17 protein-coding genes, 2 tRNA genes and 1 pseudogene are annotated in these 21,996 nt (G+C 55.8%); 9 read left to right on the forward strand and 11 right to left on the reverse strand.

The window, feature by feature from the left end; translation table 11 throughout:
- Positions 1–51 precede the first annotated feature (51 nt).
- From OKF39_RS15335 to OKF39_RS15345, 3 genes and pseudogenes are all read right to left on the reverse strand, one after another.
- Complete coding sequence (locus OKF39_RS15335; protein ID WP_326433317.1) at positions 52–612, reverse strand: quinone oxidoreductase family protein; 561 nt, start codon at positions 610–612, stop codon at positions 52–54.
- A 90-nt stretch (positions 613–702) separates the two neighbouring features.
- Positions 703–1,011 (reverse strand): annotated as a pseudogene (locus OKF39_RS15340) (alcohol dehydrogenase catalytic domain-containing protein); the annotation flags it as partial.
- Between the two features lie 48 nt (positions 1,012–1,059).
- Positions 1,060–1,449, reverse strand: a complete 390-nt coding sequence (locus OKF39_RS15345; RefSeq protein ID WP_193031640.1) for a RidA family protein — start codon at positions 1,447–1,449, stop codon at positions 1,060–1,062.
- 141 nt (positions 1,450–1,590) lie between these two features.
- Between OKF39_RS15345 and OKF39_RS15350 the strand changes: the two genes are divergently transcribed.
- Together OKF39_RS15350 and OKF39_RS15355 are read left to right on the forward strand one after the other, a co-directional pair.
- Entirely contained in the window at positions 1,591–2,511 is a 921-nt protein-coding gene (locus tag OKF39_RS15350; RefSeq protein ID WP_479983111.1) for a LysR family transcriptional regulator, read from the forward strand.
- The gene (locus OKF39_RS15355; protein ID WP_479983112.1) at positions 2,508–2,666 is read left to right on the forward strand and encodes a hypothetical protein; all 159 of its coding nucleotides are present in this window, start codon (positions 2,508–2,510) and stop codon (positions 2,664–2,666) included. The genes OKF39_RS15350 and OKF39_RS15355 overlap by 4 nt, the downstream gene beginning before the upstream one ends.
- A gap of 4 nt (positions 2,667–2,670) precedes the next feature.
- On the opposite strand, the gene OKF39_RS15360 is transcribed toward OKF39_RS15355, so the two are convergent.
- From OKF39_RS15360 to nac, 3 genes are all read right to left on the reverse strand, one after another.
- Positions 2,671–3,957 (reverse strand): hypothetical protein, encoded by a 1,287-nt coding sequence (locus OKF39_RS15360; protein WP_479983113.1) that lies wholly within the window; start codon positions 3,955–3,957, stop codon positions 2,671–2,673.
- A gap of 163 nt (positions 3,958–4,120) precedes the next feature.
- On the reverse strand, positions 4,121–5,071 hold the full coding sequence (cbl, locus tag OKF39_RS15365) for an HTH-type transcriptional regulator Cbl (protein ID WP_041909200.1): 951 nt from the start codon (positions 5,069–5,071) through the stop codon (positions 4,121–4,123).
- Between the two features lie 96 nt (positions 5,072–5,167).
- The gene (gene nac, locus OKF39_RS15370; RefSeq protein ID WP_028013742.1) at positions 5,168–6,085 is read right to left on the reverse strand and encodes a nitrogen assimilation transcriptional regulator NAC; all 918 of its coding nucleotides are present in this window, start codon (positions 6,083–6,085) and stop codon (positions 5,168–5,170) included.
- 320 nt (positions 6,086–6,405) lie between these two features.
- Here nac and OKF39_RS15375 point away from each other — a divergent pair.
- Positions 6,406–6,481, forward strand: a tRNA-Asn gene (locus OKF39_RS15375).
- A 145-nt stretch (positions 6,482–6,626) separates the two neighbouring features.
- On the opposite strand, the gene ldtA is transcribed toward OKF39_RS15375, so the two are convergent.
- The 3 genes from ldtA to OKF39_RS15390 all read right to left on the reverse strand — a co-directional run bounded on the left by ldtA (position 6,627) and on the right by OKF39_RS15390 (position 10,757).
- Complete coding sequence (ldtA, locus tag OKF39_RS15380; protein ID WP_045260382.1) at positions 6,627–7,523, reverse strand: L,D-transpeptidase; 897 nt, start codon at positions 7,521–7,523, stop codon at positions 6,627–6,629.
- A 61-nt stretch (positions 7,524–7,584) separates the two neighbouring features.
- A complete protein-coding gene (locus OKF39_RS15385; RefSeq protein WP_479983114.1) occupies positions 7,585–10,278 on the reverse strand; it encodes a cation-transporting P-type ATPase in 2,694 nt (897 codons plus the stop codon).
- Positions 10,279–10,325: 47 nt separating this feature from the next.
- Positions 10,326–10,757: a universal stress protein gene (locus OKF39_RS15390; protein WP_028013745.1), complete on the reverse strand. Its 432-nt coding sequence runs from the start codon at positions 10,755–10,757 to the stop codon at positions 10,326–10,328.
- 396 nt (positions 10,758–11,153) lie between these two features.
- Between OKF39_RS15390 and OKF39_RS15395 the strand changes: the two genes are divergently transcribed.
- The 3 genes from OKF39_RS15395 to OKF39_RS15405 are packed head-to-tail and all read left to right on the forward strand — an operon-like array spanning position 11,154 to position 16,263.
- Entirely contained in the window at positions 11,154–12,239 is a 1,086-nt protein-coding gene (locus OKF39_RS15395) for an efflux RND transporter periplasmic adaptor subunit (protein WP_045260384.1), read from the forward strand.
- Positions 12,239–15,301 carry an efflux RND transporter permease subunit gene (locus tag OKF39_RS15400; protein ID WP_479983115.1) on the forward strand — a complete coding sequence of 1,021 codons (3,063 nt, stop codon included), beginning with the start codon at positions 12,239–12,241 and terminating at the stop codon, positions 15,299–15,301. Before OKF39_RS15395 ends, OKF39_RS15400 begins: the two co-directional genes overlap by 1 nt.
- A complete protein-coding gene (locus OKF39_RS15405; RefSeq protein WP_045629806.1) occupies positions 15,298–16,263 on the forward strand; it encodes an acyltransferase in 966 nt (321 codons plus the stop codon). The genes OKF39_RS15400 and OKF39_RS15405 overlap by 4 nt, the downstream gene beginning before the upstream one ends.
- Here OKF39_RS15405 and pagP read toward each other — a convergent pair.
- The gene (gene pagP / locus OKF39_RS15410; protein ID WP_041909188.1) at positions 16,260–16,835 is read right to left on the reverse strand and encodes a lipid IV(A) palmitoyltransferase PagP; all 576 of its coding nucleotides are present in this window, start codon (positions 16,833–16,835) and stop codon (positions 16,260–16,262) included. The two genes, OKF39_RS15405 and pagP, sit on opposite strands and share 4 nt — an antisense overlap.
- Before the next feature lie 255 nt (positions 16,836–17,090).
- On the opposite strand from pagP, the gene shiA reads away from it, so the two are divergent.
- The 3 genes from shiA to OKF39_RS15425 all read left to right on the forward strand — a co-directional run bounded on the left by shiA (position 17,091) and on the right by OKF39_RS15425 (position 21,720).
- Positions 17,091–18,407: a shikimate transporter gene (shiA, locus tag OKF39_RS15415; RefSeq protein WP_236298847.1), complete on the forward strand. Its 1,317-nt coding sequence runs from the start codon at positions 17,091–17,093 to the stop codon at positions 18,405–18,407.
- A 73-nt stretch (positions 18,408–18,480) separates the two neighbouring features.
- A complete protein-coding gene (locus OKF39_RS15420; RefSeq protein WP_041909184.1) occupies positions 18,481–19,935 on the forward strand; it encodes an AMP nucleosidase in 1,455 nt (484 codons plus the stop codon).
- Between the two features lie 18 nt (positions 19,936–19,953).
- Positions 19,954–21,720: an aminopeptidase P family protein gene (locus OKF39_RS15425; protein WP_479983116.1), complete on the forward strand. Its 1,767-nt coding sequence runs from the start codon at positions 19,954–19,956 to the stop codon at positions 21,718–21,720.
- Between the two features lie 142 nt (positions 21,721–21,862).
- On the opposite strand, the gene OKF39_RS15430 is transcribed toward OKF39_RS15425, so the two are convergent.
- A tRNA-Asn gene (locus tag OKF39_RS15430) sits at positions 21,863–21,938 on the reverse strand.
- Positions 21,939–21,996: the final 58 nt, after the last annotated feature.

Raw genomic sequence — 21,996 nt, forward strand, 5'->3', positions numbered from 1 at the left:
GCGGCTTCCGCATCGGGAGCATTGTGGGGGCCAGGCTAAGGTCAACCCCCATCATGGCTTCATAACAATACGGCCAAGCGGTTTCGCTGTCTCCGCGTATTCATGGGCCGCGGCGGCGTCAGCCAGGGGGAAGATGCGGTCAATGACAACCCTGATGCGCCCTGCCGCTACAGCCTGCAACATCTCGTCCACGCTTGCCCGAACCTCAGGACTTTCAAAAAGGGGGCCCATGAATACCCCCATGAGCGTCTGGTTAGACTGCATTGCCAGCCATAAGTCGGCTGTCAGGCTGCCACCGCCCGCATTACCGACGAAAACAAGACGCCCTTCCGGCGCGAGTGCAGAAAGCGACGCAGGCAACGTCGTCCCTACCGGATCGATGACGAGGTTAACACCGGAGCCACGAGTGACCTGTCGGACACTCTCCACGACGTAATTCTCTACACGATCCACAACATGATCGGCCCCCAGTTCCAGCAACCGGTTTTTTCGCTGCGTTCCGCTTGCCACGGCGATGACCGTCGCGCCAGCTTGTGAGGCAAGCTGAACGGCCGCGAGCCCCACGCCACCCGCTGCTGCCTGAATCAGAACGGTTTCTCCGTGCCGGAGCATGCCTCGTGTGAAGAGGCAGTGATATGCGGTTCCAAAGGAGATCGGTACCACCGCCGCTTCTGCTGCATCCACTCCGTCTGGTATAAGCCAGGTTCGTTCCTCAGGCACAGCCCAACGTTCCGCATGCGATCCCTGCATGCTAAAAGCAGTCACTCTGTCTCCAACCTTGCGGCTACGGACTTTCGACCCGACGGCAACCACCGTCCCCGCAGCCGCGTAGCCAACAATCCATGAAGGAAAAGGCGGCGGAGTTGAACGTCGGTTGATCAGATCTCCCCCTTCAATTGAGATAGCCTCGACAGAAATCAGGACATCGTCAGGCCCTGCGACCGGATCCGGAACATCGACATATTGCAGGACGCCGGGAGCGCCTTCCACGTCATAAACCGCTGCCTTCATAAATTTTCCTCTGACTTGCCTTTTGACCGTCGAAAAGATCCGTAACGCTCAGGGTAGCCTGGCAATCACCTTTATCTCAAACTGGAATCCGTACAGCCACGTCACGCCGATCCCGGTCAGCGTCGGATAAGGTGCTTCCCCCCAGTATTCCGGCAGGACACTCCAGATAGCGTCGAGATTTGACTCGGGATCGACAACAAAAAGGGTAACGTCAACCACGTCATCGAACGTGCAGCCCGCAGCCGTGAGAACAGCATTAAGGTTATCAAACGCCAGACGGATCTGCGCTTTTATATCCTCTTCAGGCGAACCATCTTCCCGGCTTCCCACCTGCCCCGAAACAAACAAGAAGCCATTAGATTTGATGGCGGGTGAATAGCGATTGCGCTCATAGAGCGCCTGGCGCCCGAAGGGAAAAACGGCTTCGCGTATTGTCATATTTGTACCTTTGTAATGGGGCGAACTCTGCCCGTTGAACATACAGACACTTTACAGGCGCCAGATCGGGCGGATAAACAGGCGACTTTGTCCATCATTGTTTGTAATATCCAAACAATCGGTGAAAAGAGAGGACATGGGATGGATCGTTTTGATGCGATGCGCGCCTTTGCTCGCGTGGTGGAGGCAGGCAGCTTCACAAAGGCTGCCCAAACGCTCCATATGAGCAAAACCACGGTGACGCAGCTTATTCAGCAGCTGGAAGCGCGCCTGCGCGTCAAGCTGCTCCATCGCACCACCCGCAGGCTCGGCGTCACTCCCGATGGCGCGGTCTACTACGAGCGCGTTATCCGCCTGCTGGCGGACATGGAAGATGCAGAAAACAGCCTGTCCAGTGCGGCGATGACGCCCAGGGGACGCCTAAGGGTGGATGTGCCCACTCCTCTCGCCCGCCTTGTGCTGGTGCCCGCGCTACCGGCTTTTCACGCACGCTACCCTGATATCCAGTTTGACATGGGCGTAAGTGACCGGGTGGTGGATCTGATTGGCGACAACGTGGATTGCGTCCTGCGGGGTGGCGAAATCAATGACCAGTCACTGATCGCGCGCCATGTTGGCGATTTGCAAATCGGTGTTTACGTTGCACCGAGTTATGTGGAACGCCTCGGCGCCCCCGCGCATCCGCGAGAGCTGGAAAACAAGGACCATCGCATCGTGGGATTCTTGTCCTCACGCACCGGTAAGATTGATCCTCTGGTGCTGCACGGTGAGAGTGAACGTATTGAAATTACGGGCAACTATGTGCTTGCTGTGGATGATGGCAATGCTTACCTCGAAGCTGGGCTAGCGGGATTGGGCGTGATTGCGCTGCCGGTCTATATGGCGGCAGCACATCAGGCTCGCGGTGCCTTGATTCCGCTATTTGAACGCTGGCGTATCGCTCCAATGCCCCTGTACCTGGCATTCCCGCCTAACCGCCATGTCAACGCTAAACTGCGCGTTTTTATTGACTGGATTGTTGAGTTGATGCAGCAGCATGTCCCTACTTCTACCATTAAGTGACTACATCTATTCGCTCATCACCGCCGATTGGTGGTCATTCAGGCGGTTTTGACAGAAAGGGAAATATTTATTTGTTTGTTACTGGCAAAGTCGAACCCATCAGAGAAGCCATTTTTGAAAAGCCTGCTTTTGAAGCCGGCTTTTTGCATCTGTGACTCACTAATAGTTACCAAGCGGATTCTTTTCACAGGCAATACCGCAAATGCCCTCAAGTTCGGCTTCGAGTGTTTTAACCAACGATTGAAGGTAGTCTGGCCCTTCCTGATACTGGCGACGTTGTAACTGGTATTCTTCGGTAGAGAGCAAAGTTAATCGTTCTTTGACTCGCTCACCGCATGACGCTATCTCTTCAATAAAATCAATATCATAAAATGGAAGAATTTCTTTAGTTTTGTTATTAAAAACGATGACTTTGACGCTATGAGCATCCAGAACTTCAATGAATTTTTTATCACAGGTTAAGATTGCGGGAAAAAAGAATGCCGCGTTTTTATCAATATTTAAGGTAATAACAAATTCGAGAAAGCGCTGATGGCGAAGATCCCAGGCCATACCTCTAACGTACTCCCAAAATCCCGCCGTATTACGGTTCACTTTGTGAAAAAAGGCTTCCTTAGAACCATTTTCAAAAAAACGCTTAGCGAGCAAAATCTCTCTAATGCCAAAGAAATGGGCTTCATTGTGAGTAAATTCTAGCAGCTCGAGTAATTTTTCGTGCACCTGCTTAGCACTTGTTTTTGGGTTCCGCAGGTGAATCGCGCACATTTTTAACACATATACATATAAGCGATTATAGTCACGAGCCAGCTCTTCCATTAGCGACTTATTTATAAACTCATAATTTTTACGTGCCATATATTGCTGCGTTTTAACTATAATTTCCTGTTCAGACACATTAAATTTTAACTGCCTATGCTGCTGCCAAGCCGCAACATCCAGGTTGCGTAACATCTCATAAGCTCGAATGCGTTCGAAGATTTTTTCCTGTTTATTGAGATCGCTAAAATTACAAAGATTTTCGAGTTCATATAGCAAAGGATCAACATTGACTTCCTCTCTGGCGATGAAGTCAAAAATTTCTTCAAAATCATCAGGAAGTCGCGATCTTTGCCCTTCAAAGAAAGGCTTAAGATAACTTAATACCTGCGTATCGAGCGAGATAGAATAGTCGATGGGAAATGTAACGCGGTTACCAGAGATAAACATTTCTCTGAATATGTCTGGTGTAAGAATAAACACATGCGGCGTTTTGAATAAGCTACGCACGGCAGAACCACTGCTGAAGTTCCTGTTAACCGATAAGCCCGGAGTCGCACCTTTCTCCGCTGCAAAAATGAAGGTATAATCGTCAAGATAGTGGTAATAGAGTGCATATTGTTGAACAGCTGCCTCAAGATTTCCTGTGTGACAGATATCATAAATAAAATCATGAATAACATTTGCCATTGTGCCCTCCCGGCATCGACGTAGCCTCCATTTTTAACACGCCTAAGCTTTCGCTATCAATATATTCAGTATTTATTCCTGCATGCATACTTCATAAAATTTATGCCGCGATACTAACGCACCGGGCATAAACGATAACAGACTGCTTGTCTAAGTTGGATTATTAAATCTGATAATCAATCGCCACTTCTTCCGGCTCCATCACCTGCCGTTTAATCTCATCCACCGACAGCCCGGCATTGCACAGCTCGATAAAGCGCCACACATAGTTGCGCTGCAGTTGCCCGCGCTTCAGGCCCAGCCAGACGGTGTTGGCGTCAAACAGATGCCGCGTGTCAAGACGCACCAGGTTCCCGTCTTCGCGTTCGCCGCTGGACTGTTCCGCCACCAGGCCAATGCCCAGCCCCAGCTCGACGTAGGTTTTGATCACGTCAGAATCCTGCGCGCTCAGCACGATGTCCGGCGTTAACCCTTTACGATTGAAGGCTTCATCAATGCGCGAGCGTCCGGTGATCCCCTGGCGGTAGGTAATCAGCGGCCATTTCGCAATGTCTTCCAGCGTCAGGGGAGAGACCTGATTCAGCGGATGATCGACCGGAAGCAATAAGCTGTGGTACCAGCGGAACCAGGGAAAGGCCACCAGCAGCGGGTCGTTGCTCAATCGCTCGCTGGCAATGCCGATATCTGCCCCACCGTTTTGCAGCAGCCCTTCAATTTCCTGCGGCGTGCCCTGGATAAGCTCCAGACGGACGTCAGGGAAAAGTTCGCGGAAGGCTTTGATCACCGGCGGCAGGCTGTAGCGCGCCTGGGTGTGGGTGGTGGCGATGGTGAGCACGCCGGAGGCATCGTTTGTGAAGAGATCCGCCAGGCGACGCACGTTGCTGGCCTCGTTGAGGATCCGCTCCGCGATGGTGAGCAATGCTTTACCCGGCTCCGTCATGCCGAGCAGCCGCTTGCCGCGGCGGATAAAGATCTCTATGCCCAGCTCCTCTTCCAGCTCGCGGATATGGCGGCTGACGCCGGACTGAGAGGTATAAAGCATATTGGCGACCTCGGTCAGGTTGTAGTCCCGCCTGGCCGCCTCACGGATAATTTTAAGTTGCTGGAAATTCACGATTCACTCCGGCGCATCTGACATAGCTCTATTGTTAGAGTCAGCCGAGCTGCAGAACAAATAATAAAAACCAGCATCTTATGCTTTTCTGGAATATCAGCTCACGAGCTGGAGCTCACGGTTCTCAAGCGACGGCTTGCTGACCAGCGACATTAAAATCTCTTTTACCGCCTGCGCCTGAGGCGACAGCGAGCCGCGAGCGGACATGTTCAGCGACAGCGGCAGGCTCATCGAAGGCGTGGTGATCCGCGCCATCCAGCCGTTTGCCGCACCGCACAGCGAGCGCGCGGCGGATTCCGGCAGTACGGTGACGCCCATTCCGCTGGCAATGGCTGCGGTCAGCGTGGAGATTGAGTCGATTTCGCCGATGATTTTGGCCGTCAGGCGGCGCAGGGAGAACGCTTCGTCCACACGCACGCGCACGGCGCTGTAGTCGCGCGGCAGATAGAGGTTCATCTCTGCCACGGCGGTAAGATCGACGCTCTGGCCCGGACAGTCGCGGGTGCCCACGAGGTAGAGATCTTCCTTGAGCAGCGGCTGGCTGGTGATCCCGGCAACCGGGGAGCGATCGTAAAGGACCGCCATGTCCAGCTGGCCGTTGAGCAGCTTGTCATTCAGTACAGAGCCACTGTTTTCATGCAGATAGACCAGCACTTCCGGAAGCTCAGCGCGCACGGCCTGCAGAAGCGGCATAGTGATAGAGGACGCCGCCGTTCCCGGCGCCAGCCCGATAGAAACGTGCCCGCTCAGGGTCTGGCCCACGTTGTTCACCGCCAGCTGCGCCTGTTCACACTGACGCAGGATAGTGCGGGCATGGGTATACAGGATCTTGCCTGCTTCCGTTGGCGTGACGCCGCGTTTGGTGCGGATCAGTAACTGCTGATCCATCTCGCCTTCCAGAGTAGCCACCTGCTGGCTCAGCGCAGGCTGCGCGATGTGCAGCACTTCTGCCGCTTGAGTCAGGCTGCCGATATCGACGATTTTTACGAAGTATTTCAGTCGTCTTAAGTTCATTTTGCCCCCTGTTCGAAATGCATTGCCGGAACCGGCTGTCGTTGTTGAACAGGTTTTGCAATATGAATGCCACTTTTACCGTGCGGTCTGAATTGTTCGCTAACCGCCTGAAAATAAGGAAACCTAATCATGGAGGGGGGATTTATTACTGAAACAGCAGTTTACGATCTGCCCCATTAGAGGTATATCCGCACCATTACGGTGCATTGTGCTGTCAAAAACATCATTTTGCCGATTTTGTCAGCAAACGATCAAAAGGCGTTGATCCACCCTTTGACAAGGCGAACGCAGGTCGATAATATGCGCCCCGTTCACACGATTCCTCTGTAGTTCAGTCGGTAGAACGGCGGACTGTTAATCCGTATGTCACTGGTTCGAGTCCAGTCAGAGGAGCCAAATTTGAAAAGCCTGCTTATAAAGCAGGCTTTTTGCTTTTCTGCGTAAGGTAAATGCAAAACGGCAACTGGGTTGCCGTTTTTAGTGTGTTCCCCCTCTCCCGTGGGAGAGGGTTGGGGTGAGGGCACCAGCCCGCACTATGCCCTCACATGCCGATTTTAACCGGCATCCCCGACCGCCGTTCCAGTTCAGCGCCCGCCCCCTCGTTTATCAACTGTGTCTGCTGTGCGGCGGAGATGGGCAGAGGCACTTTCCGGCTCGATTCAAATTCCGCCCGGTTACGTGACAGCGGTTCGTGAACCTCCACCCACCGGCTGCCGTCCGGCTCCGTGGTCACCTTAACGGGCCGATCGATAAGCTGCACGCGGGTGCCCACGGGGACATTATCGAAAAGATATTTAATGTCGTTGTTACGCAGACGAATACAGCCCTGGCTCACCCGCAGCCCAATGCCGAAATTGGAGTTTGTGCCGTGTATGGCATATAGCCTGCCGATATATATCGCATACAGCCCCATCGGGTTATCCGGCCCGGCGGGCACGAAGGCGGGCAGCGTTTTCCCCTCTGCCGCATAGGCACGACGCGTGTTCGGCGTAGGTGACCAGGTGGGGCCCTCCTGCTTGCGCTCAACCGCCGTGACCCAGTTACGCGGGGTTTCGCGACCGGCCTGACCGATGCCGATGGGCAGTACTTCGACGGTATTGCTGCCCGGCGGGTAATAGTAAAGACGCATTTCCGCCACGTTAACGACAATCCCCTCGCGCACGGTGTCGGGTAAAATCAGCTGCTGAGGAATGACCAGCCGGGTGCCGGATTTGGGCAAAAAAGGATCCACGCCCGGGTTCGCTTCCAGCATATTGCTGAGCCCCAGCCCGTGCTGTGCAGCAAAGGCCTCAAGCGGTAACGTATTGCGCTCGGGAACGGTGATGGTAATCGGGGTTCCCACCAGCCGACTGCCTTCCGGCGGTAGGGTATAGGTTACGGCAAACGCACTGGGAACAGCGGCACACAGCGTAAGGACGAACCAGGTAAGTCGCATCATAATTTCCTGTGCTCACAAAAGAGAAAGCCTGGACTCAGGCAGGCTTTCTCAGTTTACGCTATTACGCTTCGATTTTACGCCATCTGCGCGTCAGCACTTTTTCCGCCTCGACAATAAGGAACATCACAAAACCAATCAGGAAGGTAATGACCCAGTAGCGGAACGGCAGCGCTTCGGTGCCAAACAGCATCTGCATGAACGGGGCGTAAATGATAAGAAGCTGTAGCGCAAGCAGTACGCCGCTCACGATCCAAATCCCTTTATTCGCCAGCAGACCTTTGCTCAGCGAGAAGCCGTCATTAACGCGACAGTTGAGCATGTAGAACCACTGCGCGGTCACCAGGGTTTGCAGCAGCACGGTGCGAATGAATTCCGCCGAGTAGCCGCGCGGCTGTAGCCAGGCTTCCAGCACGAAGGCGCTAATGGCAATCATCAGACCGACAAACACCACGCGCCAGATAGCGTAGCCGTCCATCACATGCAGATTCGCCTTGCGCGGTGGCCGATTCATGATGTCCTTCTCACCCGCTTCAAACGCCAGGCCAAACGACAGGGTTGCTGATGTCGCCATGTTCATCCACAGGATCAGGACCGGCGTCAGCGGAATCAGGTTCCCCGCCAGCAGCGCTATGATGATCAGCAGGGCCTGCGCGATGTTGCTCGGGATAACGAACAGAATCGTTTTTTTCAGGTTATCGTAAACCCGCCGTCCCTCGTGGACCGCACTGGCAATGGTGGCAAAGTTGTCATCCGTTAACACCATGTCGGCGGCTTCCTTGGTGACCTCAGTCCCCTTAATTCCCATGGCGATACCCACATCCGCCCGCTTGAGCGCCGGGGCATCGTTTACGCCATCCCCGGTCATGCCCACCACTTCCTGTTTACTTTGCAGAGCCTGCACGAGGCGGAATTTATCCTCCGGGCTGGTTCGGGCGAAAATATCGTACTGCTGCGCGGCGTCGCTCAGCTGACGGTCATCCATCGCCTCCAGCTCACGTCCGGTGATCGCGCTTGCGGCGTTACCAATCCCCAGCATTTGCCCGATGCTCATGGCCGTTTGCGGGTGGTCGCCGGTGATCATTTTCACGCGAATCCCGGCCTGCAGACAGTCGGCAATCGCGGTAATGGCCTCCGGACGCGGCGGATCCATCATTCCTGCAATACCGAGCAGGATCACGCCATCATGGAGGTCCGGGTGATCCAGCTCGCGCTGTCCCTCGCGGGCAGGTTTCCAGGCCGCCGCCACCATGCGCAGCCCTTCCCGGGCATACTCTTCAATCTTGCCTTCCCAGTAAGGTTGATCGAACGGCTGCAGTCCGTCATTCGTCTGCTGGTACTGGCAGAGGCGGAACAGGACGTCCGGCGCGCCGGTGATTAAAATCGCCTCTTCTTCACCCAGTCGGTAGAGCGTGGACATGTATTTATACTGCGAATCAAACGGGATTTTACTGCGCATTTCCGTATCAAGCGGTGGGAGCGGGATTTTCGCCGCCAGCACCTTCAGGGCACCCTCGGTTGGTCCTCCGGTGATTTTCCACAGCCCCTGCTCGTCTTTGATCAGCTGGCTGTCGTTACAGAGGTCAATGGTGCGCAGGTAGCGTTCCAGCAGGGAACCCTGCGTCACGCTGACGGGCGTCGGGTCATCTACGGGGTGAATATTCCCCACCGGTTCGTAGCTGTCGCCCTCCACGCGATAGGTCGTGTCAGCGGTAATCACCGCTTTGACCGTCATTTCATTCATCGTCAGGGTGCCGGTTTTATCCGAGCAGATGACCGTCATTGCGCCCAGGGTTTCCACCGTGGGCAACTTGCGAATAATGGCCTTGCGACGCGCCATGGCCTGTACGCCAAGCGAAAGGATGATGGAAATGATGGCCGGCAGGCCTTCCGGCACGGCGGCAACGGCGAGGCTGATAAGCGACAGCACCAGTTCAGAAACCGGCATATCCCGGAACAGGAGGCTAAAGACGAACAGCGCTACCATCATCACCAGGATAGTGATGAAAATGGTCTTACCGAGCTTGTCCATCTGCACCATCAGCGGCGTGCGGTGCTTTTCAATGTCGGACATCATCTGATTGATGTGGCCAAGCTCGGTCTCGCCCCCGGTTGCCACCACCACGCCTTTACCGCCGCCGGAGCTGACGGTGGTGCCTGAGTAGAGCAGATTATAGCGATCGCCTAAGGGCAGTTCCCCGCTTAACGCATCGCTGTATTTCTCAACAACGGTGGATTCGCCAGTCAGGATGGCCTCCTCCACGCGAAGGTTATGCGCCTCAATCACGCGCAGGTCCGCAGGGATACGATCCCCGGCGCGGATCACCACGATATCGCCCGGGACCAGCGCCGTAGTGGGGATCGTTTCATGATTCCCCTGTCGTACCACCACGGCTTCGCTGGAGAGCATATTGCGAATACTCTGCAACGATTTTTCAGCATTGCTCTCCTGGATATGGCCGATCAGCGCGTTAATGATGGCAACCCCAAGGATCACAAACATGTCTACCCAGTGGCCCATAAAGAGCTTAAGCAACGCGGCCACCAGCAGAACGTAAATCAGTACATCGTTAAAATGCGCCAGGAAGCGCAGCCAGGCGGGTTTGCCCTTTTTTTGCGGTAACGCATTCTCACCATGCTGCTGAAGTCGGGCTGATGCCTCAGTGCCACTAAGTCCTTCCAGAGTGGAGTGGATATTCGACAGGGTTTCATCAACGGTTTGTTGATAATACGGACGTTCAGGTTTTCCTGTTTTCATTGTTACTTCCTCAGGTTCTATTCAGAAATCACCTTGCTTTCATGAAATTAACGAATAACGAAAACAGGAACATGGGCGTAACGAACAATACTTGCCGCCTCCGATCCTAACAAATGGGTTTGAATATTTGGATTGCGGGAGCCGACGATAATCGCGCCAGCAGCAAGTTCATCCGCCAGCTTAATAACCTCATCACGAACATTTCCGCTGCGAACATGGAGGTGAACGCGCTCTTCTGGCAAATTCAATTTTTTGACCAGGTCAGACAGTTTTTCTTTTGAATTATTAATCATATATTCATCCATCTTTCGCGCATCTGAAATAAAACCGCGCGTCAGCTCGGCTGAAAATTTTGGCATGACGTGCAGCAAATGAATGTCACCCAATGCGCTTTGCGCCAGAAACTGTGCATGCTGCAACGCTTTATCCGCCAGGCTTGTCTCGTAGACATCCACCGGAACGAGAATGTTTTTATACATATCGAGCATCCTTTTTATAACCAACATGAGAGTGAATGAAGCAAAAAAAACGCATTAAATGCAGGGGGTTGCCCTTAATGCCAGTTACGGTAAAAGAGATGAATAATATTAAACGTAGCACAGGAATTTCAGGTTTAGCGCGTCCCCACTGCTAATGGTTATTTAACATTTATCTTTTCGCCGACTATGCTCATAGTGAGTTACCGCTTCCGGCTCATGGAGGAATGTATGTATGGCATAAGCCTGATCCGACTGGGTATGTTTATTGCGCTTGCCATTATCGCCAGCACGGCGATTGGTTTATTTACCTATATGGTCGTCACTGTTCTGGCAGAATAGTGTCACCCCTGTCCAGGTTATGGAATAAATAAAACAGTTATTTATTAGGGGAATACAGTGAACCGCTACCTCTCTCTTTTACCGTTCGTTTTGTTAACGCTCACGGCGTGCGATCCTAAACCAGAACAAGCCTCTCCCCTGCCCAGAATGGTTAAAGTGGCGGAGGTGACGGTTCCCGGTCATGCCCAGCAGCGCGTTTTTCCCGCCCGCATTGAATCGGGCGATGCCACAGACCTTTCCTTCAAGCGCGCTGGTCAAATTGAAGCGCTCGATGTGCGTCAGGGCGCAGCCATCAAGCAGGGCCAACAGCTTGCAAGATTGAACGCCCGTGAAGCCCAGCAGCGGGTTAACGACAGGCAGACGGCGGCGACGCTGGCCCAGAGGCAGTTCGATCGCTTCCAGACGCTGGCGGGCCGCCAGGCGATTTCGAAAGCCGAAATGGACGTGCAGCGTGCGAACCGCGATTCGGCGAATGCGGCGCTGCAGATTGCCCGAGAAGAGTTGAATCAGATGACGCTCGTCGCCCCCTTCAGCGGGACGGCGGCCAGCGTACATGTCCGAAACCATCAGGTGGTGTCTGCCGGTCAGCCCATCGCGACGTTAACCCGCACCGATCTGCTTGACGTGGTGTTCAGCATCCCTGAAAACCTGTTTAAGACCTTTGATATCCGCAACGCGCAGTATCGTCCGGTAGTAAGAATTAACGCTATTCCGGATCGGGAATTTACCGCCGTCTACAAAGAGCACTCGGGCAGCAGCGACAGTAATACCCTGACCTGGCAGGTGATACTGACCATGCCGCGACCAGATGATTTTCCCGCCGTCGGTGGCGTAAGCGGTACGGTGACCATCAATTTAACCAACCTCCCGGCTGGCGCGGGCGCTCAGGCGCTGGTTGTACCGGTTGAGGCCGTCTTTAACCCGGACAACAGCCCACGCAATGAGCCGCACGTCTGGGTTGTGGCGGGAGAAGGCGACACGCTCCATCTTGAAGACCGCAAGGTCAGCGTGGGGCAAGTGATAACCGAAGGCGTGACGATCACCAGCGGGCTTAAGGCGGGCGAGCGCGTGGTGGCCGCAGGCGTGGGAGAGCTCCATGCTAACCAGCCGGTGCGTATCTGGACGCGTGAGCGGGGACTGTAATGGATATCACTCGTCAATTTATTAATAACCCGGTTCGCGTCTGGCTAACGATTCTGCTGCTGGGCATTGGGGGGATTTTCGCCCTGTTGAATATCGGCAGGCTGGAAGATCCCGCCTTTACCATCAAAACCGCTGTGGTGGTTACCCACTACCCCGGCGCATCCGCTCAGCAGGTTGAAGAAGAGGTGACGCTGCCGCTGGAGAATGCCCTTCAGCAGTTGCCTTATCTGGACAACGTAAGCTCCATCTCTTCAAACGGGCTGTCGCAAATCACCGTTAACATCGCTTCACGCTATCACTCGAACGAACTGCCGCAGATTTGGGATGAGCTGCGCCGCCGCGTGGGCGATGCCTCGCGTCAGTTCCCGCCCGGCGTCGTCACGCCCTTTGTAAATGACGATTTCGGCGACGTATTCGGCTTCTTCTTCGCCATTTCCGGAGATGAATTCAGTAATCCTGAACTGGTGAGATATGCGGAGCAGCTGCGCCGCGCGTTGATTCTGGTTCCCGGCGTCGCGAAGGTCGCCATCGGCGGGGCCATTAGCCAACAGGTCAACATCGATATTTCCCTGACCAAAATGGCCGCGCGCGGCATTACGCTGAACCAGCTTTCCGCCCTGCTCAGCAGGCTCAACGTCGTTTCCAGCGCCGGAGAAATCACTTCCGGCAGCGAATCCATTCGTCTGCACCCGACCGGTGAGTTCGAGAATCTCGATGAACTGGCGGATCTCATCATCACCCCTTCCGGCACCGGGGCGGCGACGCGCCTGCGGGATATCGCCACGCTGTCGCGCGGGCTGAACGAATCGCCCGCCAGTATCTACCATGCCAACGGCAAAAAAGCCGTCACCATGGGCGTCTCGTTTATTCCCGGCGTTAACGTGATCGACGTGGGCCACGCGCTGGAGGCGAAGCTAAACCAGATGTCGGCGGAAAAACCGGCAGGCATACAGATAGATCTGTTTTACGATCAGGCAGCCGAAGTGGGCCATTCTGTTAACGGTTTTATTATTAACTTCCTGATGGCGCTGGCGATTGTCATTGGCGTGCTGCTGATCTTTATGGGGGTACGCAGCGGGATCATCATCGCGGTTTCTCTCGCCCTTAACGTGCTGGGCACGCTGCTGATTATGTATCTGTGTGGCATTGAGCTACAGCGCATCTCGCTCGGGGCGCTGATTATCGCCCTCAGCATGCTGGTGGATAACGCCATCGTGATTGTCGAAGGGGTGTTGATTGCCAGGCAGCAGGGCTCCCCGCTGTTAACCGCCGTAAACAACATCATCCGCCGCTCCGCCCTGCCGCTGCTGGGGGCGACGGTGATCGCCATCCTTGCGTTTGCCCCTATCGGGCTATCGCAGGATTCCACCGGGGAATACTGTAAATCTCTGTTCCAGGTGCTGCTGATTTCCCTGATGCTGAGCTGGTTCTCGGCGCTCACCCTCACCCCGGTGCTGATTAAGTGGTGGTTGTTTAAAAACGACAGCGCGTCGGACGCCACTGACGAGTCAGATCCTTACGACAAACGTCTCTACCGCCTCTACCAGCACCTGCTGAACGCACTGCTGCACCATAAAGCGCCGACGCTGGTAGTGATGGCCGCCCTGCTGGCCGCGTCTGTCTGGGGGTTTGGCGCGGTGCGGCAAAACTTTTTCCCGTCGTCCAATACGCCGATTTTCTTTGTCGACCTCTGGTTACCCTACGGGACCGATATCAAATGGACCGAGAAAATGACCGGCGACATTGAGAAAACCATCAAGGGACGGCCCGGCGTGGAAACCACCGTCTCGGCCATCGGTCAGGGGAGCATGCGCTTTATTCTGACCTACAGCGGACAGCGGCAATACAGCAACTACGCGCAGATCATGGTGCGAATGGATGACCAGCGCAGCATCTCCGCGCTGACGCGCTACGTGGATGAGTACATCGCGCGTAACTACCCGCAGGTCAACGCCAGCACGAAACGGGTGATGTTTGGGCCCTCCGGCGACAGCGCCATTGAAGTGCGCATTAAAGGCCCGGATCCTGACAGGCTGCGTCTGATTGCCAGCCAGGTGGACGATATCCTGGCGCGCGACCCGGCCACGGGGAGCGTCCGAAACGACTGGCAAAACCGCAGCAAAGTGATCCGTCCGCAGTACGTCGCCGCGCTGGGACGCGAGCTTGGCGTGGATAAGCAGGACGTCGACAACGCGCTGGAGATGAATTTCTCCGGCAGCCGGGCGGGGTTGTATCGGGAAGGCAGTGACCTGCTGCCCGTGGTGGTGAGGCCTCCGGAAAGCGAAAGGCTGGACGCCAGCCACCTGAACAACGTGCTGGTGTGGAGCCAGGCGCGGCAGCAGTATATCCCGCTGAGTAACGTCGTCAGCAGCTTCACGCTGGAGTGGGAAGATCCGCTCATCCTTCGACGCGACCGCTCGCGGGTACTGACGGTTCAGACGGATCCGGACCCGCTGAGCCAGCAAACCTCCGGTGATATTCTCGCCCGCGTGAAGCCGCAGGTGGATGCCCTTCCCCTGCCACACGGCTACAGCATCGAGTGGGGGGGCGACGCGGAAAACTCCAGCGAAGCGCAGCAAGGGCTGTTCACTACGCTACCTCTCGGGTATCTGGTGATGTTTGTTATTACGGTGCTGATGTTCAGCTCGGTAAAAAATGCCGTCGCGATCTGGCTAACCGTACCGCTGGCGTTGATTGGCGTCACGCCAGGATTTTTAATTACCGGCATTCCCTTTGGCTTTATGGCGCTAATTGGTCTGCTGAGCCTGAGCGGAATGCTCATCCGCAACGGCATCGTGCTGGTGGAAGAGATCGAACAGCAGAAAACGCACAAGAATCAGCACAGCGCGATCGTTTATGCCGCTACCTCGCGCCTGCGCCCTATCCTGCTCACCGCGTTCACGACCGTACTTGGCCTGGCACCGCTGCTGCTGGATGTTTTCTTCCAGAGCATGGCCGTTGTGATTATGTTTGGACTGGGGTTTGCTACAATCCTGACGCTACTGGTACTCCCCGTGATCTATGCGTGTTTCCATCGTAAGGACGAAGCCAAACAACAATGAATGCGACAGGGCTGAACATTATCAAGACGCTGGGCTGTATGACGGCGGTCACCTTCTTCACCATCTACAATACCTGGGATCATTATGACTATGACTATCACTGGATCCTGGGCTTTTTAACCTTTATCTCGACCATCGCCACGCCGCTGTTTTTTGTGGTGTCGGGCTATCTCGACGGGCAATCCCGGCACGGCACGCGATGGCAGCTGGGTAAAATAAAAAGTCTGGTGATTGTTTTTCTGTTCTGGATAACGATCTACTACCTGTGGGAGCCTTATCAGCGCGGGTATTTAATTCAGCCCTGGTTCGTGTTCGCCTTTGTCGTGATTTACACCTTCCACCCGGCGGTGGAGTGGCTTAGCCAGCGGAGATCGCTGTTCTGCGGCGCGATTGCTGCTCTGCTGTGCTTTTCCTACGGATACGATCTACTATCAGCGCTTTATCCTGAAACGCACGTCCTTTCGCTTTCGCCGCAGTATCGGCTGTGGACATGGCTGCTGTTTTATCTGACCGGGCAGCTCTTCTGCGACCCAAAAGTCGCTGAGTGGATAAGCCGCAAAAATGTGGTCCGGGCGGCGGTTGTCGCCATCCCGTTTATCTATCTCTTCACCTGGTTTTACGAGCGCCACTTCTTTTTTGCCCTGTTTAAGGCCGACAGAAACGCCTTTATTCTCACCGGCTCGCAGATCTACATCCTGATTATTGCCCTGGTGATTGCGGCGAACGGCGTTCGCTTTCGCCGCAATGCTGAATTAAAGGAGTCCATTCTGGCCGCCATCAGCAAAACGATGACCGGCGTGTATATTGTGCATTACTCGGTGTTTCATCTGCTGACGGCGCTGATACCGGTGACCTCTCTCGGCATGAAGCTGGCGCTGATTGTGCTTACGTTCGTCACCTCTGTTCTCTTCTCCATGCTGGTATTGTCTAACGCCGTGGCAAAAAAGGTGATCACCCTTTAAAAGCCTAAGCGCAGCCAGGCAAAGAGCACGTTGCCGTTGTTATACGTTCCGGGAATATAGGTGAACTGGACGGTAACGCGCTTATAGCCAGCTGAAAACAGCGGGAAGATGAACGGCAGAGGCACATAGTTTGCAAAATCATCTCGCGCCGTGATGCCCGCGGCGGCACCGAGCCCAAGGCGGAAATCTTTGGCATTATCCAGATACCAGCCCTTCTCCCAGCCATAGCCCATCGCGGGCTGCCATTCGTTGTGCGAGTCCTTGAACATCATTGCGAAAAGCGCGCTCCAGTTGCCCTCTTCGTTATAGCGGGACACGCCCAGGCCGCCGCCCCACGGCATTTCGTTGTACTCGTCGGTTTTTTCTTTGTCGTACATAAAGCGGGCGTGCCAGCTCAGAAACGGCAGGTACAAATCGTAACGTTGCGGCTCTTCCCAGGTCTGGGAGATATCATCCGTCAGCGCATTCCACCAGCCGCTAATACGCTGTTCGCCATAGACTTTCGGCTCGGCATGAAGCGGTGCGGCGAATAAAAACAGGACCATCCAGAATGCCGAAAAGTTACGTTGCATCGTTTTTCCCTCAGCTTTAGTCACGCAGCGGTATCTATTACTGTAATCCATTCAGCACGAACCGGAGCCAAACAGACTGATTTATCTCGAGGCAGGGGAAAATGAAATTTATTTATTCAGCGCCTTCCGGAAAGATAAAAACGTTTTCTCAGGCGTTTTGTCGCGGTAGTCTCATAGGTTCCGTTTATATGACGGCAGCTATGTGAGTGACCTTTTCTTATACCAATAATAAAAAACAGTACGGACAGGATAACTATGGACTCCACCCTCATCTCCGATCGTCCCAACGAGGAGACACCTTCGCTCAATCGCGCCCGCCGCGCTGCACTCGGCAGCTTCGCGGGTGCCGTCGTCGACTGGTATGATTTTCTGCTTTACGGCATTACCGCCGCGCTGGTGTTTAACCGCGAGTTTTTTCCCCAGGTTAGCCCCGCGATGGGCACGCTTGCCGCGTTTGCCACCTTCGGCGTCGGCTTTCTGTTTCGCCCGCTGGGCGGGGTGATTTTCGGCCACTTCGGCGACCGGCTTGGCCGCAAGCGGATGCTGATGCTTACCGTCTGGATGATGGGGATCGCCACCGCGCTGATTGGCATTCTTCCTTCGTTTTCCGCTATTGGCTGGTGGGCGCCTGTGCTGCTGGTGACGCTGCGCGCCATTCAGGGCTTCGCCGTGGGCGGCGAATGGGGCGGCGCGGCGCTGTTATCCGTTGAGAGCGCGCCAAAAAACAAGAAAGCGTTTTACAGCAGCGGCGTGCAGGTCGGGTACGGCGTCGGGCTGTTGCTTTCCACCGGGCTGGTATCGTTAATCAGCCAGCTCACCACCGACGAGCAGTTTCTGAGCTGGGGCTGGCGCATCCCGTTTATCTTCAGCATCGTGCTGGTGATTGCCGCCCTGTGGATCCGCAACGGGATGGATGAGTCGGCAGAGTTCGAACAGCAACAGCGTGAGGAGCCGTCCGTCAAAAAACGGCTGCCGGTGATGGAAGCCCTGATTCGGCACCCTGGCGCTTTTCTGAAAATTATCGCCCTGCGCCTGTGCGAGCTGCTGACGATGTATATCGTCACCGCCTTTGCGCTGAACTACTCGACGCAGAATCTCGGCCTGCCGCGCGAACTGTTCCTGAATATTGGCCTGCTGGTCGGCGGGATCAGCTGTCTGACCATCCCCTGCTTCGCCTGGCTGGCGGACCGGTTTGGTCGCCGCCGCGTCTATATCACCGGGGCGCTGATTGGCACCCTCAGCGCCTGGCCGTTCTTTATGGCGCTGGAGGCTCAGTCTGTGTTCTGGATTGTCTTCTTCGCCATTATGCTCGCCAACATCGCCCACGATATGGTGGTCTGCGTGCAGCAGCCGATGTTTACCGAACTGTTCGGTGCCAGCTACCGCTACAGCGGCGCGGGCGTGGGCTACCAGGTGGCAAGCGTGGTCGGCGGCGGGTTTACGCCGTTTATTGCCGCCGCGCTGGTGACCTTCTCCGGCGGTAACTGGCACAGCGTGGCGATTTATCTGCTGGCCGGCTGCCTGCTGTCGGCAGCGACGGCGCTTCTGATGAAAGAGACGAGCCACGCCTGATCTCCCTTTTGTTTCACAGGCGTGTGACATACTATCGGATAGAGTCGCACACCTGTGGAACAAGGAGACAGAGATGAATAATAAGGGCTCCAGCCTGACCCCGGCTCAGGCGCTGGAAAAACTCGACGCGCTGTATGAACAGTCCGTCAACGCGCTGCGCAGCGCCATCAGCGAATACATCGAAACGGGGAAACTTCCCGATCAAAAGGCCAGAAACGAAGGCCTTTTTGTTTATCCATCGCTCTCTGTAACCTGGGACGGCAGCGCCAGCACGACGCCGAAAACCCGCGCCTACGCCCGTTTTACCCACTCCGGCTGCTACAGCACCACCGTCACCCGCCCTGCACTGTTCCGCCCCTATCTGGAAGAGCAGCTAACGCTGTTGTATCAGGATTACGGCGCGCACATTGCCGTGGAGCCTTCACAGCACGAGATCCCGTATCCGTACGTGATTGACGGTTCGGCGCTGACTCTTGACCGCTCCATGAGCGCGGGACTGACCCGCCACTTCCCAACGACCGAGCTGTCACAGATTGGCGATGAGACGGCTGACGGGATTTATCACCCGGCAGAGTTTTCCCCCCTGTCGCACTTTGACGCCCGTCGGGTGGATTTCTCCCTGGCGCGCCTGCGCCACTACACCGGCACGCCCGCCGAGCATTTCCAGCCGTTTGTGCTGTTTACCAACTACACCCGCTACGTGGACGAGTTTGTTCGCTGGGGCTGTAGCCAAATCCTCGATCCGGACAGTCCATATATCGCCCTCTCCTGCGCGGGCGGGATCTGGATCACCGCCGAGACCGAAGCCCCCGAGCAGGCCATCTCCGATCTGGCGTGGAAAAAACACCAGATGCCCGCCTGGCACCTGATCACCGCCGACGGTCAGGGGATCACCCTGATCAACATCGGCGTCGGCCCGTCGAACGCCAAAACCATCTGTGACCATCTGGCGGTGCTGCGCCCCGACGTGTGGCTGATGATTGGCCACTGCGGCGGCCTGCGCGAAAGCCAGCTGATTGGCGATTACGTGCTGGCCCACGCCTATCTGCGCGACGACCACGTGCTGGATGCGGTACTGCCGCCGGATATCCCAATCCCGAGCATCGCCGAAGTACAGCGCGCGCTGTATGACGCCACCAAAGAGGTGAGCGGCATGCCGGGTGAAGAGGTGAAGCAGCGCCTGCGTACCGGTACGGTAGTGACGACGGATGACCGCAACTGGGAGCTGCGTTACTCCGCCTCCGCGCTGCGCTTCAACCTGAGCCGAGCGGTGGCGATTGATATGGAGAGCGCCACCATCGCCGCCCAGGGGTATCGCTTCCGCGTTCCTTACGGCACGCTGCTGTGCGTGTCCGATAAGCCGCTGCACGGCGAAATTAAGCTGCCGGGTCAGGCCAACCGTTTCTATGAAGGGGCGATTTCCGAACATTTGCAGATCGGCATTCGCGCCATCGACCTGCTGCGGGCGGAAGGCGACCGACTGCATTCGCGCAAGCTGCGCACCTTCAACGAGCCGCCGTTCCGCTAATAACAATAAGGAAAAACCATGCACACCCCTACTCCGCTCTCTGCCCTGCGTCAGTGGCTTCAGGAAAACAGCCTCGACGGGATGATCGTTCCGCGCACCGATGCCTGGCAAAGCGAGAATTGCGCGTCGAACGACGAAAAGCTGGCCTGGCTGACAGGCTTTAACGGCTCTGCTGGCGTCGCGCTGGTACTGAGGGATAAAGCGCTGCTGTTCGTCGACGGGCGCTATCAGGTGCAGGCCCGCGTTCAGGTGAATATGGATGAGGTTGAGATCCACCATCTGCACAACGAGCCGCTGGCAGACTGGCTGACGGCAAACGTCGCGGCGGGCACGCGCATTGGTTTTGACCCAATGCTGATGACGAATACCGAGTTTACGCAGCTGTCTGCCACACCGTGCGCGCTCGTGCCGCTGAACGCGTCACCGTTTGACGCCTTATGGACCGATCGCCCTGCCGCACCGGCGGGGCTTATCCGTGAGATGCCGGTTGCGATAAGCGGTGAAAGCAGCGAAGACAAACGTCAGCGCGTTGCCGCCGTGCTGGCCGCGAACAACGCTGACTACCTGGCCGTTACGCTGCCGGATAACATTGCGTGGCTGCTCAACGTGCGCGGCTCAGATATCCCCACCAGTCCGGTACCGCTCTCATTTGCCCTGCTCGGTCGCGACAGCCGCGTTGAGTGGTTTGTTAACGATAATAAGCTCGCAGAACTCCCTGATGCAGTTCTGAACGCCTTCACGATTGCGCCACAGGACACCTTTATTAAGCGCTGTCAGCAACTTGCTGAAGGGAAGCGGGTGATGGTTGATGCCGACTCCGCGCCGGTGGCCCTGCGCTTTGCCATTGAACCGCGCGGTGAAATTGTCTGGCGAACCGATCCCATTACCCTCATTAAGGCTACCAAAAACCCGGTCGAGCTGGCAGGGTATCGCGAGTGCCATCTCCAGGACGGCGCCGCGTGGGTCAACTTCCTGGCCTGGCTGAGCCGCGAAGTGCCGCTGCGTGCGGCGGCGGGACAACCGCTAACGGAGCTGGAAGTGCAGGCGCAGCAGCTGGCATTTCGCAAACAGCAGTCAGGTTTTATCGAGCAGAGTTTCGCGACCATTTCCGCCTCTTCGAGCAATGCGGCGATGTGCCACTATCATTCAAGCGAGGCCAGCAACAAGCCCATCGGTCATGACCATTTTTACCTGAACGATTCGGGCGGTCAGTACGCTAACGGCACCACCGATGCCACGCGCACGCTGGCGTGGGGGAATGTCCCCTCGCAGCAGCGTCTGCACTACACCGCCGTGCTGAGAGGCTTCCTGTCGCTGATTACCCTGCAGTTCCCTTCCGGTACGCAGGGGCACCAGCTGGATGCTTTCGCGCGTCGTCCGCTGTGGGAGATGGGGCTGGATTACGATCACGGTACCGGGCACGGCGTGGGCCACCAGCTTCTGATCCACGAAAACCCGCATCGCATCGCCAAAAAGGTCAACCCGTGGCCGCTGGTGGCAGGCAATATCATGACGATTGAACCGGGATACTATCTGGGCGATAGCCACGGTATTCGCATTGAAAACCAGGTGGAGATAGTGGAGAGCCGTCCGGGGTTTTGCAAGTTTGCTTCTCTGACGCTGATCCCGATTGATTTAAGCCAGGTCGAGCTGGATCTGTTGAGCGAGCAGGAAAAGCAGTGGCTGGATGAGTATCATCAGCAGGTACGTGAGGCGCTGTCACCGCTGGTTAATAGCGAGGCGCGTTCGTGGCTGGAGGCGGCGACGGCGCCGGTTCGTGTGTAATTTCGTGCGGTCTGATGCCCTCACCCCATCCCTCTCCCACGGGAGAGGGTGAAAACACTAAAAACGGCAACAAGGTTGCCGTTTTGCATTTACCTTGCGCAGAAAAGCAAAAAGCCTGCTTTAAAAGCAGGCTTTTCAAATTTGGCTCCTCTGACTGGACTCGAACCAGTGACATACGGATTAACAGTCCGCCGTTCTACCGACTGAACTACAGAGGAATCGTGTGAACGGGGCGCATATTATCGATGCTCCCCGATGATGTCAAAGGCAGAATGC

It is taken from the genome of Enterobacter cloacae complex sp. HYC042_NIDB (genome assembly GCF_056673315.1).

What these genes read in the sequence shown, in the direction of transcription:
- OKF39_RS15335 (WP_326433317.1), bottom strand. Translation starts at nt 612, where the DNA reads ATGCTCCGGCACGGAGAAACCGTTCTGATTCAGGCAGCAGCGGGTGGC.
- OKF39_RS15345 (WP_193031640.1), bottom strand. Translation starts at nt 1,449, where the DNA reads ATGACAATACGCGAAGCCGTTTTTCCCTTCGGGCGCCAGGCGCTCTAT.
- OKF39_RS15350 (WP_479983111.1), top strand. Translation starts at nt 1,591, where the DNA reads ATGGATCGTTTTGATGCGATGCGCGCCTTTGCTCGCGTGGTGGAGGCA.
- OKF39_RS15360 (WP_479983113.1), bottom strand. Translation starts at nt 3,957, where the DNA reads ATGGCAAATGTTATTCATGATTTTATTTATGATATCTGTCACACAGGA.
- nac (WP_028013742.1), bottom strand. Translation starts at nt 6,085, where the DNA reads ATGAACTTAAGACGACTGAAATACTTCGTAAAAATCGTCGATATCGGC.
- ldtA (WP_045260382.1), bottom strand. Translation starts at nt 7,523, where the DNA reads ATGATGCGACTTACCTGGTTCGTCCTTACGCTGTGTGCCGCTGTTCCC.
- OKF39_RS15385 (WP_479983114.1), bottom strand. Translation starts at nt 10,278, where the DNA reads ATGAAAACAGGAAAACCTGAACGTCCGTATTATCAACAAACCGTTGAT.
- OKF39_RS15390 (WP_028013745.1), bottom strand. Translation starts at nt 10,757, where the DNA reads ATGTATAAAAACATTCTCGTTCCGGTGGATGTCTACGAGACAAGCCTG.
- OKF39_RS15400 (WP_479983115.1), top strand. Translation starts at nt 12,239, where the DNA reads ATGGATATCACTCGTCAATTTATTAATAACCCGGTTCGCGTCTGGCTA.
- OKF39_RS15405 (WP_045629806.1), top strand. Translation starts at nt 15,298, where the DNA reads ATGAATGCGACAGGGCTGAACATTATCAAGACGCTGGGCTGTATGACG.
- pagP (WP_041909188.1), bottom strand. Translation starts at nt 16,835, where the DNA reads ATGCAACGTAACTTTTCGGCATTCTGGATGGTCCTGTTTTTATTCGCC.
- shiA (WP_236298847.1), top strand. Translation starts at nt 17,091, where the DNA reads ATGGACTCCACCCTCATCTCCGATCGTCCCAACGAGGAGACACCTTCG.
- OKF39_RS15420 (WP_041909184.1), top strand. Translation starts at nt 18,481, where the DNA reads ATGAATAATAAGGGCTCCAGCCTGACCCCGGCTCAGGCGCTGGAAAAA.
- OKF39_RS15425 (WP_479983116.1), top strand. Translation starts at nt 19,954, where the DNA reads ATGCACACCCCTACTCCGCTCTCTGCCCTGCGTCAGTGGCTTCAGGAA.